Source organism: Verrucomicrobium spinosum DSM 4136 = JCM 18804 (assembly GCF_000172155.1).
GTDB classification, from domain to species: Bacteria; Verrucomicrobiota; Verrucomicrobiia; order Verrucomicrobiales; family Verrucomicrobiaceae; genus Verrucomicrobium; species Verrucomicrobium spinosum.
In genome coordinates, this window is sequence record NZ_ABIZ01000001.1 from 1,318,816 (window position 1) to 1,329,627 (window position 10,812).

Genomic DNA, 10,812 nt, shown 5'->3' on the forward strand with positions numbered 1-10,812 from the left:
GCGTTCCCGTCTTATGCACTCCACCACCCCCACTCGACGTCACTTTCTCCAAAAAGCAGGACTTGCCACCCTGGGCCTCGCTGGCACGCTGGGTGCGGCGGACAGTGTGGTGCTGCCGTTTGAGAACGGGGAGCGCAGGCTGGTGAAGTTTCCCCAGAAGCGGCCGCTCATCCTTCTGACGCACCGCCCTCCGCAGCTGGAGACGCCGTTTGAGGTGTTCAAGGACGTGATCACGCCCAATGATGCGTTCTTTGTGCGGTACCATCTGTCCAACATCCCCCGCACGGTGGATGAGCAAGCGTTCCGGCTGGAAGTGAAAGGGCTGGTGAATGCGCCACTGAAGCTGTCTCTGGAGGAGCTCAAAAAAGACTTTGAGCAGGCGGAGGTTGTTGCCGTGAACCAATGCTCCGGGAACAGCCGTGGTTTCTTCAAACCCCGCGTGGGCGGCGGCCAGCTCGGCCATGGAGCGATGGGCAATGCACGCTGGAAAGGGGTGCGGCTGAAGGATGTGTTGCAGAAAGCAGGAGTGCAGGCCGGGGCCAGACAAGTGGTGTGCAACGGACTGGACACGCCGCCTGTGCCGCAGACGCCGGATTTCATCAAGGCGCTGGAGATGGATCACGCTCTGGATGGTGAAGTCCTGCTGGCATGGGAGATGAACGGTGAACCGCTGCCGCTGCTGAATGGCTACCCGCTGCGCCTGGTGGTGCCGGGCTATTACGGCACGTACTGGGTCAAGCACGTGAATGAGCTCACGGTGGTGAAAGACGTGTTTGACGGCTTCTTCATGGCCACGGGCTACCGCATCCCAGCCAACGCGGGTGGTTGCGTGGAGCCCGGCACGACGCCGGCGAGCACGATCCCGATCAACAAGTTCACCATCCGCTCCTTCATCACCAGTCTGGCGGACGGGGCAACGGTGACAGCCGGGCAGGCCACGGTGGTGCAGGGCATCGCGTTTGATGGCGGCGAGGGCATCACGGAGGTGACCTTCTCTGATGACGGGGGGCGCACCTGGAGGGGGGCCGAGCTGGGCAAGGATCATGGAAAGTACTCCTTCCGCCCGTGGAGCTTTGCCTGGACCCCGCCGAAGAAGGGGGCCTGGGAGCTGCGCTGCCGGGCGGCCAACCGCGTGGGCCAGACCCAGCCGATGGAGCCGCTGTGGAACCCGGCTGGGTACCTCCGCAATGTGGTGGAGACTGTGAAGGTCTCCGCGGCCTGAGCTGATGATTCACTGTTTCATATAACCCCATTTTCCCCTTCCCATGAAGCTTTCCCATCTGGCTCTTCCTTTCGCTCTGCTTGGCACCGCATTTCTCGTCCCCGGCACTGCTGCGCCGCTGCCGAAGGAGGAGGACTGGCCTGCGGAAACCGGCACCTACAAAGCCGGACCGGGCGTGGAGCTGGCGCAGTCCCTTTGCATCACCTGCCACTCGGTGGAGTATGTCTCCACCCAGCCGCCCCTCCCGCGGAAGTTCTGGGACGGGGTGGTGAAGAAGATGAAAGACAAGTATGGCGCTCCGCTGCCGGATGAGACCACCGCACTGGTGGATTATCTGACCACGACCTATGGCTCAGGCAAGTGACGCCCTGAATGTCCCGCATCATTGGTGGCATGGTGTGAGCCGCTACCAATGGATGGTGCTTCTCATCGCCTCGGCGGGATGGGTGTTCGACGCGTTTGAAGGGCAACTCTTCAACGTGACCCGGGCTGACATGCTGCCGGCGATCCTGGGAACGGGGGAGCCGGAGGCGGTCAAGCTGTGGGGGGAACGGTTCTTGGGCATCTTCCTCATTGGGGGTACCGTGGGTGGCTGGCTCTTTGGCTCGCTGGCGGACCGCTGGGGGCGGCGGCCGGTGATGATCCTGACCATTCTGTTTTACTCAGTCTTCTCGGGGTTGATGTTCTTTGCCACCGAGCTCTGGCAGGTGGGAGTGCTGAGATTCCTGGTCGCCATGGGCGTGGCCGGGGAGTGGGCGGTGGGGGCCGCGCTGGTGGCAGAGGTCTTCCCCCAGGAGTCCCGCGCCCGGGCGGCGGGCATTTACCATTCCTCCAGTGTCATTGGTCTGTGGCTCGCCGCTGTGGTGGGTATTGTGGTGGGGACAGACTGGCGGCTGGCTTACCTGGTGGGCATTGTGCCCGCGTTGCTCGTCATCTGGGTGCGCGCTGGCATTCGCGAGCCGGAGCCGTGGCAGCAGGCCCGCATGAAGCGGCAGGGGCGTCTGGGCAGCTTTAGCGAGCTCTTGTTGGATCCCTTCTGCAGAAAGAGAGCCCTGCTGGGTGCCTGTCTGGCGATGGTGGGCCTGGCCACCTTCTGGGGGGTGGTCATTGCGGGGCAGGATCTGGCAAGAGAGCTTCTCCTGGCTCAAGGGCATGCGTCAGGCGAGGCTGCAACTGAGGCAAAGTTTGCCTACGGATTTATCCAGACTCTGGGTGCGGCTTTGGGCATGCTTTCGTTCGGCCCTTTGAGTGTAAAGCTGGGTCGGAGAGGAGCATTTGCGCTAATGCATGTTGGCGCGATCATCATCACGCCTGCGGTGTGCTGGCTGCCTCAGGCGTACGACAGCTATCCGCTGCTGCTGTGTCTGCTTCCTGTCTTTGGCTTCTTCACACTGGGCATGCACTCTGGCTATGCCGTGTATTTCCCGGAGTTGTTCCCCACACATCTGCGCGCCACGGGCGCTGGCTTTTGCTTCAACACGGGAAGAATTTTGGCCGCGCCAGTGCTGTTTTGGCTGTCTGGCGGGCTCAAAGCTGCCTTCGCTCTTTCTACGGCTATTTCAATCTTATCTGGATTTTTTCTGGTCGGATTATTGATTCTGGTATTTCTTCCTGAAACCAAAGGGGAAGAACTACCGGATTAATAAGGTTATGCTGGGATTGAAAGTTCAGGACAACGCGGATTTTGGTGCCGAAATTATTCGGAAGGTGAGGGAACACAGCGGCCTGTCGCGAGTGGAGCTTGCACGTGTCATTGGCGTGGCCGCATCGACCATCGGACGGCATGTGGATGCACTGGTGGCCACAGGCTACTTTACGGAAAGTGTGGAGCCCACGAAGGAGGCGGGGCGCCCGCCTACCCGGCTGCGGCCCAATCCCGCCCGGGGATGTTTCCTGGGTGTGGATTTCTATGCGGACATGATGTTCGCCACCGCCGTGAACTTTGCGCAGGAAACGATTGCACAGCGAAAGGTGCCCCTGCAGGGGCAGATGGGTGTGGAGTCGGTGTTGAGAGAGATCACGGCCGCACTCGCTGAACTGACCCGGGAGACCCACCTGCCGCTGCTGGCGGTGGGGCTGGCTGTCCCGGGACGCGTGGATACCCGCCGCGGTGTGGGGCTGAAGTACGTGCATGTGCCGGGATGGGAGAACGTGCCGCTGTCATCCATCATCAGTGACGCCGTGAACGCCCCGGTGTACATCGAGAACAACATCCGCACCATGTCCCTCGCGGAGCGGTGGTTTGGTGAAGGGCGCGGTTGCCAGGATCTGGTCTGCCTCGGCGTTCGCTATGGCATCGCCGCTGGGGTGATCCGTGATGGCCAGTTGGCCACCGGGCACCAGGAGCTGGGTGGGGAAATCCGCGGCTGGAACTGCCCGGTGTACAATGCTATGGAGGAAAAGTGGGAGTGGCGCTCCGGGGGCACGTTCGAAAAATACGCCTCGGTGACGGCGGCCCTGACCCGTTACAACACTCTGAGTGGATCCGACCTCGAACTGGAGGGTTTTCTGGAGAAGGCGCAGCAGGGTGACCAGCATGCTCTGACGGCTGTGCGTGAGGTGGCGGCGGTGCACGGCTGGGCGATTGCCCAGATGGTGCAGCTCATCGACCCTGAAATCGTTGTCGTGGCCGGCCCGTTGACGGCGCTCGGAGATCTCTATCTCGACTCGGTGCGCAACTTTGCCCTGCAATTCGAGAGCGACTACCATCCCAGCGTGCCGATCTTGATCTCAGAGCTCGGTGAGTTCGCCGGTGCGGTGGGGGCAGCGGCTCTGGCGCTGGAGAAATGGCGCCCCGCGGATGTGGGCTGATCGCCTGCGGGTTATTTGCAGATTTAGATAAAAAGGACGGGGGCCCCATGGGGCCCCGTTCTTTTTTATAATAACCATCCAATGAACGCGGCATTGCCTGGGATTCGCACAGGGGTATGCGAGCGTGCACCAAACCAGTGCGGACTTTTTGAAAAATTTTTGAGGATTTGTCGGCCAAAGGATGTCCAAGGCTCGATACCTGTTAGACCCGGCTGAAAATGGGTTTCTCCATGATCCGCCGTCTGGCACGAAAATGGCTCCTCAAACCCGCAAAGGGGAACTTCCGCATGACGTCCACGACCACTCACGAGACCTCGGAAACAGCCAACGGGCGGTTTAGCATGATGCTCGCCCACTTCGCGCTCGGCAGGCGGTCCGCTTCGATGGAGGAGCGATCCGTGCTCTGCCGGATCCTTGATGGAAGAGACCTCGATGAGGTCTGCCCGGTTGACTCCGCCGTGCTCACGCTGGAGGAAAGGGCTCACTACCACGCCACCTTGAGGGATCGCCGAACGTGTGCGCTGGCGGTTCGCACCAGGGCGGAACTGCGACGCATGCTGGGCCGGGAGATCGGCCTGCCGCCGAACCTGGTGCCGCTGCGGATGGATGTGCATGGCAAGCCGCGCTGTATGCATCCCCTGGCGAGTGATCTGGACTTCAGCGTGGCGCACGCAGAGGAGTGTGCGCTGATCATCCTGGGGGAAGCGGCGGGCATCGGGGTGGATGTCGAGGAAATAGACGAGCATGAGCCGTCTGATGAGCATTTGGAGATCGCTTTCACCGAGGATGAGCATCTGGCTTGGTCCTGTCTGCCCGCGGAGTTGCGGCGGCGTGCCTTTGCGGAGGCCTGGACCATCAAAGAGGCTTCACTGAAAGCGATGGGCGTCGGGCTGGATGGCTCTCCCCATGAGATTCAGGTGCACTTTGATGCCGCAGGCAATGCATGGCCCATTTTCCCCGGACCGGGCTGGGCCTTTGAGCGGATCCGCTTCTGCCCGCGGCACGTGGCAAGCTTTGTCGCGATGCTGACGCCGGCCTGCTTCGCAGGAGACAGAAGACTTTAAGACAAAAGACGAAAGACTTGAGGTCTTGGGTGGTTGGTGGTGGGGTTGTGCTGATTGGTCATTGGCACCTCGGAGCGGCAGGGAGGGAAGGCGTCTTGTGGACGAGTGAGTCTCCAGGGGGCTGCGGCGGAGCCGGGTGGCACATCCGGACTACGCCCGAGGCAACGCTTCGGGAGGAGTCCGACGGTCCCCGTCGGTTCGGTCGCCGCAGGGAGCACGGCCCGTTTGTCCCCCCGGCTACGAGGTGGGCGTTGACTTCGTGGCGGGAATGACCGTCTCGGCGGGCTTCAACGGTGCGGACACCGGGGAAGATGGCGGGCTCACTGGCAGGGGGGTGCTGGAGGCGGGGGACCCTGGCACCGGGGACGAGGTGGCGGCGGGTGGCGTGGTGCCGGGAGGGGTTGTGGCCAGCGGCGGTGCCGCGGGCAGGGTGGTGGCCGGGGGCGGTGGGGTGACCGTGGCGGGGGCTGGGAAGGGGTTCTCCCAGGTGTGGAGCACGTAGCCATCACCCACGCCGCCTACGTCGGTCAGGTAGGCATTCACCTTCTCACGCCACTTCTGGAGGTCGGGAGGGCCAAAGGGGCGCTCCGCCGTGCCGGGGAAGATGAGGTAGGTCACCTTCAGGTCACTCTCGGGCCGATTGTAGGGGGTGGACTTTTCGTTGATCTTCTTGGCCACCATGAGGGAGGCCTCGCCCATCTTCATGGTGGGGCCGTAGTCGCCGCAGATGGCGGGCAGGATCTGGTTGCCGTGGATGATCGCAGCGTAGTCACCGATACTGGGCGCATGGGGGTGGACCTTGGGGTAGTCCCGGAAGAGCAGGGAGATGACAATGAAGGGGTCCTTCTCAGCAATGAGGCTGCTGCGGCTCTTCAGCGCTTTGACGATGCGCTCAGCCTCATCCATCTCGGACTTGAACTCGGCCTTCTTGGCACTGGAGAGGCCTTTTTTGCCGTACTCAGCCTTGGCGGACTCGAACCGGCCCTGCCAGCGGGGCAGGAGGGGGTTCGTGGTAGAGCTTCTCTTGGCCCATTCGTAGGTGGTGAAGGGCTGGTAGTAGTCACTGTTGTAGATGTCCGCGCTCATGACCGGCATGCGGTCGCCATCGGAACCGTCGGCCACGACGTCCATCTCGCTCTGAATGAGGAGGACGTTGCGCTTGGAGACGGGGTGGGTGAGTTCGAGGATGGTCTCGCAGTCGAAGAAGTTGTGCCGGTCCAGGATCTTGTTCAGGCGGGTCAGGTTCTGCTGTACCATGCTGGCCTTGCGCTCATAGAGCTTGTGGTAGAAGCCGGAGACTTTGGCGTTGTTGTCCAGCATGGACTTGAGTCCGGGCAGGGCCTTGGGCAGCTCGGGATTGATGCGGGCCAGTTCATCCAGGGACTCGTTTGGCTTGGGGATGCGGATCTTGAGCTGGAAGTCCACGGTGTAGGCGTCCTTGTCCGTGCGCTCGATGCTGGCAAACTTGCCTTCCTCCGTCTGGAGGGTGGTCTGGATGGTGAGGCCGTTGAAGAGGGTGGCGGCATCCACCTCCTTGCGTGCGATGAACTTGGACGGCAGCGGGGGGGGCGGAGCGGGCACCTCCACCTCCACGATTTTTTCCACCGTCTTCTCCTTGAATACGGGGACTTCCTTCGTGACGTCGCGCACGACGACCTTGCCGCTGCGGGCCTTCTCCACGATCTCGATCAAGGAGCGCTTGATCTTGCCAGCATAGGGCGTGAAGGGCAGGACGAGGGCCAGGAGCAGTGTGGTGAAAAAGACAAAACGGGTCAGGGTTCCCCAGAAGCCGCGACGCCGCGGGTGCCAGCGCTCGGGCAGATTTTGTTCGTCATCAGGGGGCGGGAGGTCGGAACCACGACCGGAGCGCTTGGCGGACTTTGGGGTGTTTTTTTCGGCCATCGGGGAGAAGCGGAGAAAAAGGACGGGCAGGGGGCGCAGCGTCAGGGCTGGTGTTGGGCGCGACGATAGCGGCGCGTCAAAATGAATCGGACGATGAGCTTGGGAAGGAGTTCAAAAACCAACGCTGCCAAGCGAACGCGCTTTCCGGGGAAGACGCGGATTTTGTTCTCAGCCAGGCCACCCAGAGCGGCGGCGACCACGCGGTCGGGCGTGACGACCAGGAGGTTCTGGCCACTGCGGTCGATATCGCGGTCATCCGCACGACGGGCGTTCTGGCCGAAGTTGGTGGGTGTCGGCCCGGGGCAGACGTAGAGCACGCGGATGTGTTTGGAGGCGAACTCAATGGCCAGAGCCTCGCTCAGGCTGGAAACGTAGGACTTCGTGGCGGCGTACACCGCCAGATCTGGGACAGGCACGGTGCTGGCCAGGGAGCTGACGTTGAGCACGGCGGCAGGTTTGTCCGCCGTGGCCTTGGCCCGGTAGGCGAAGTCGCGGGTGAGCAGGGTGAGGCCGATGATGTTCACCTCGATCTGCTGGCGGATGCGCGGCTCATCGGCATCGGCAAAGGCCCCGTAGTCACCCAGGCCGGCATTGTTGATGAGCAGGGTGGGCTGGAGGCCCAGGCCATCCACCTTTTCCCACAGGGCGATTCGGCCGGCATCCGTGGAGAGGTCACAGGCGCAGGGGATGATGCGCACGCCGGGGTGGATGGCGTTGAGTTCCTCCGCGAGCTGTTGCATGGCCTCGAAGCGACGGGCGGCCAGCACGAGCACGGAGACGTGCCGGTAGAGTTGCCGTGCAAACTCCACGCCCAGACCGGAGGACGCTCCAGTGATGATGACGGTGCCGCCCTGGTAGAACTGCAGGGCTTCATCGCTCAACAGGGGTGGGGCAGGGGTCGCCGGGCTGGAGGAGGGAGGGGCGGTGTCCATGTGGGAGAATTGAGGTGGATCCGGCTTGCAGCGGGGCGCGGTAGGCGAAAGGATGGCGCACCCGCCCATGACAATCAACCGCCTTTCCGACCAGCCGCCTTTCACCACAAAAGACGGTTCCACCATCCGCAGCATCCTGGACCGGACCAATGCGCCGGTGCAGAACCAGAGCCTGGCGGAGGCCTCCCTGCCCGTGGGCCGGGCCACGGACCGGCACTATCACAAACTGAGCGAGGAGTTTTACTTCATTCTGGAAGGGTCAGGTCGTATGGAGATAGATGGCGAAACCCGCGAGGTGGGACCGGGCGACGCGATCTTGATCCCCGCCAACGCATGGCATCAAATCACGGCCACGGTGGATCTGCGGTTCCTGTGCTGCTGTGCGCCGCCGTATGCGCATGAGGATACGTATTTTGAGTGAGTGAGGCTGCTGCCTCAGTGCACGCTGTCCCGGTAGCCGGTGGGGCTGAGGCCGACGCGTTCGCGGAACTGCTCGGCGAAGCTGCTGCCGTCCACGAAGCCGCAGCGGGTGGCGATCTCGGCGGCGGAGCGGTTGGTTTCCTCAAGCAGTTTCATGGCGGCGGCGACCCGGGTTCTCATGAGGAACTCCTGCGGGCTGAAGCCGAAGGCCTGCTGGAAGCGGCGCTGGAAGTGACGCATGGAGAGGCCGCACTTGCGGGCGACATCGGCGAGCACAATGGGGCCGGCGAACTCGCGCCGGATGATCTCGACTGCACGGGCGACGCTCTGGAGCATGGGGAGCTGCATCTCATGCTCAGCGGCGGGCCGGACCACGCCGGCGGTGCCGCAGATACGGCCGGTGTGGTCCCTGAGGGGCACCTTGCTGACGAAGACCCAGTCCGGCGTGCCCTGCTTGTCATACCACAGCTCCACGCGTTCGATGCAGCGTGACTGGCCGGAAAGGAGCCGGGCGTCATCATGCACATAGCCGGCGGCCATCGTATGCGGCACGACATCGAAATCCGTCAGGCCGATGAGCTCGCTCTCATGGCGCATTTGATGGTGCTGGAGAAAGCTGCGGCTCACGAGCATGAAGCGGCCTTGGGCGTCCTTGCAGTAGAAGCAGACCCCTGGGAGATGGTCGAAGAGCGTGTGGAAGTGGGCCGCGGGATGCACCTGGCTCAGCCATGCGTCGCGCTCCTGCTCCACCCGCTGGACGGGCGTCCGTTCGGGCGATTGCTTGGTGCGGCGTGGCGCATTTGGCATAGGCTTTGTCGTCACGGTGCGCTTCATCGTGGGATACTATCACCGCGTCAACGGCTGTCTCAATGCCCATTTCCGCCGGTCGGAAACCCATTCAACCGTCATCAGCAGTTCACCCGCAATCCTCATGTCAACGCACTTCCCCTCCATCTCCCGGATCGCCTATGAGGGTCCGAAATCGAAGAATCCGCTGGCCTTCAAGCACTACAACCCTGACGAGATCGTCGAAGGCAAGACGATGCGCGATCATCTGCGCTTCTCGATCGTGTACTGGCACACGATGTGTGGCCAGGGCGGCGACATGTTTGGCGCACCGACGGCGATCCGCCCGTGGGATGCTGGCAAGAGCGGCATTGAGCTGGCCAAGGCCCGCGTGCCGGTGTTCTTCGAGATCGCGGAGAAGCTGGGCATGCCCTACTACGCGTTTCATGATCGCGATGTCGCCCCACACGGGCAGACCCTGCGCGAGAGCAATGAGTACCTCGACACGATCGTGGCTCTCTTGAAAGAGCAGCAGCAGCGCACGGGCATCAAGCTCCTGTGGGGCACGGCGCAGCTCTTTGTGCACCCCCGTTTCATGCACGGTGCCGCCACCTCCCCCAGCGCGGAGGTCTTTGCCTTCTCCGCCGCCCAGGTGAAAAAGGCGCTCGAAGTCACCCACGAACTGGGTGGTGAAGGCTACACCTTCTGGGGGGGGCGCGAGGGGTACATGACCCTTTGGAACACGGACATGAAGCGCGAGCTGGATCACCTCGCCAAGTTCCTGCACATGGCGGTGGACTATGCAAAACAGATCGGGTTCAAGGGGCAGTTCTACATCGAACCCAAGCCCAAGGAGCCGACGAAGCACCAGTACGACAGCGACGCCGCTGCGTGCCTGAACTTCCTGCGCGAGTATGACCTGCTCCCCTACTTCAAGCTCAACCTGGAGACCAACCATGCGACGCTCGCTGGCCACTCCATGCAGCATGAGATGGAAGTCGCCGGTGCGGCCGGGGCTCTCGGCTCGCTGGACGCCAACACGGGCGATCTCCTGCTCGGTTGGGATACGGACCAGTTCCTCACGGATGCCTCTACGGCCACGCAGATGATGCTCACCGCCTTGAAGTATGGCGGCCTGACCACCGGGGGCGTGAACTTCGATGCGAAGGTGCGTCGTGAGAGCGTGGATCCGGAGGATCTCTTCTACTCGCACATCGGCGGGATGGACACGTTTGCCCGTGGTCTGAAGAACGCCGCTGCCATCCGGGCGGATGGTCGTCTGGGTGACTTCGTGAAGCAGCGCTACTCCACCTGGGACACGGGTCTGGGGGCCAGCATCGAGGCGGGGAAGGAATCCTTCTCCTCCCTGGAAGCCTTCGCCCTGGAGAAAGGCGAAGCCACGCAGGTCCCCAGCGGTCGCCAGGAATACCTCGAGAACCTGGTCAACGAGTTCATCTGAGTGCTGGGCCGGGGCTTTTTCTAGCATCCCGGGCTGAATGATCTGGGTGCCTGCCAGTGCGGCGGGCACCCCTTTTTATGCAATGGCCATGGCCGGGAACGGTGGCATTGCCGGATGGAGGCAGATGGGGGGGATGGATTTGCCCCGGTTTGTCCCAAGAGGAGCCCCCAACCCGTTGGAGAGGGGTGGGAGAGCGGCCGGAAAGTTGCTGAATGG

At 62.7% G+C, this 10,812-nt stretch carries 10 protein-coding genes; 7 read left to right on the forward strand and 3 right to left on the reverse strand.

The genetic code is table 11. The features are described from left to right. The first annotated feature begins 13 nt into the window (after nt 1–13). From sorA to VSP_RS38940, 5 genes are all read left to right on the forward strand, one after another. Nucleotides 14–1,222 carry a SorA family sulfite dehydrogenase catalytic subunit gene (gene sorA, locus VSP_RS05200; protein WP_009959217.1) on the forward strand — a complete coding sequence of 403 codons (1,209 nt, stop codon included), beginning with the start codon at nt 14–16 and terminating at the stop codon, nt 1,220–1,222. A 43-nt stretch (nt 1,223–1,265) separates the two neighbouring features. Next, nucleotides 1,266–1,586, forward strand: coding sequence for a SorB family sulfite dehydrogenase c-type cytochrome subunit (sorB, locus tag VSP_RS05205; RefSeq protein WP_009959219.1), 321 nt, complete (start codon nt 1,266–1,268; stop codon nt 1,584–1,586). Then, on the forward strand, nt 1,570–2,865 hold the full coding sequence (locus VSP_RS05210) for an MFS transporter (protein WP_009959221.1): 1,296 nt from the start codon (nt 1,570–1,572) through the stop codon (nt 2,863–2,865). The genes sorB and VSP_RS05210 overlap by 17 nt, the downstream gene beginning before the upstream one ends. Nucleotides 2,866–2,872: 7 nt before the next feature. Then, nucleotides 2,873–4,033 (forward strand): ROK family protein, encoded by a 1,161-nt coding sequence (locus tag VSP_RS05215; RefSeq protein WP_009959222.1) that lies wholly within the window; start codon nt 2,873–2,875, stop codon nt 4,031–4,033. Between the two features lie 230 nt (nt 4,034–4,263). Continuing rightward, a complete protein-coding gene (locus VSP_RS38940; RefSeq protein WP_009959223.1) occupies nt 4,264–5,097 on the forward strand; it encodes a 4'-phosphopantetheinyl transferase family protein in 834 nt (277 codons plus the stop codon). A gap of 237 nt (nt 5,098–5,334) precedes the next feature. Here the strand turns inward: VSP_RS38940 and VSP_RS05225 are convergent, their stop codons facing one another. Then, complete coding sequence (locus VSP_RS05225) at nt 5,335–6,999, reverse strand: glycoside hydrolase family 75 protein (RefSeq protein WP_029190197.1); 1,665 nt, start codon at nt 6,997–6,999, stop codon at nt 5,335–5,337. 41 nt (nt 7,000–7,040) lie between these two features. Continuing rightward, nucleotides 7,041–7,931 (reverse strand): SDR family NAD(P)-dependent oxidoreductase, encoded by an 891-nt coding sequence (locus tag VSP_RS05230; RefSeq protein WP_009959224.1) that lies wholly within the window; start codon nt 7,929–7,931, stop codon nt 7,041–7,043. A gap of 67 nt (nt 7,932–7,998) precedes the next feature. On the opposite strand from VSP_RS05230, the gene VSP_RS05235 reads away from it, so the two are divergent. Further along, a complete protein-coding gene (locus VSP_RS05235) occupies nt 7,999–8,352 on the forward strand; it encodes a cupin domain-containing protein (RefSeq protein WP_029190199.1) in 354 nt (117 codons plus the stop codon). A 14-nt stretch (nt 8,353–8,366) separates the two neighbouring features. On the opposite strand, the gene VSP_RS05240 is transcribed toward VSP_RS05235, so the two are convergent. Then, nucleotides 8,367–9,173 (reverse strand): AraC family transcriptional regulator, encoded by an 807-nt coding sequence (locus VSP_RS05240; protein WP_198141319.1) that lies wholly within the window; start codon nt 9,171–9,173, stop codon nt 8,367–8,369. A gap of 109 nt (nt 9,174–9,282) precedes the next feature. On the opposite strand from VSP_RS05240, the gene xylA reads away from it, so the two are divergent. Beyond that, nucleotides 9,283–10,596: a xylose isomerase gene (gene xylA / locus VSP_RS05245; protein WP_009959227.1), complete on the forward strand. Its 1,314-nt coding sequence runs from the start codon at nt 9,283–9,285 to the stop codon at nt 10,594–10,596. Nucleotides 10,597–10,812 lie beyond the last annotated feature (216 nt).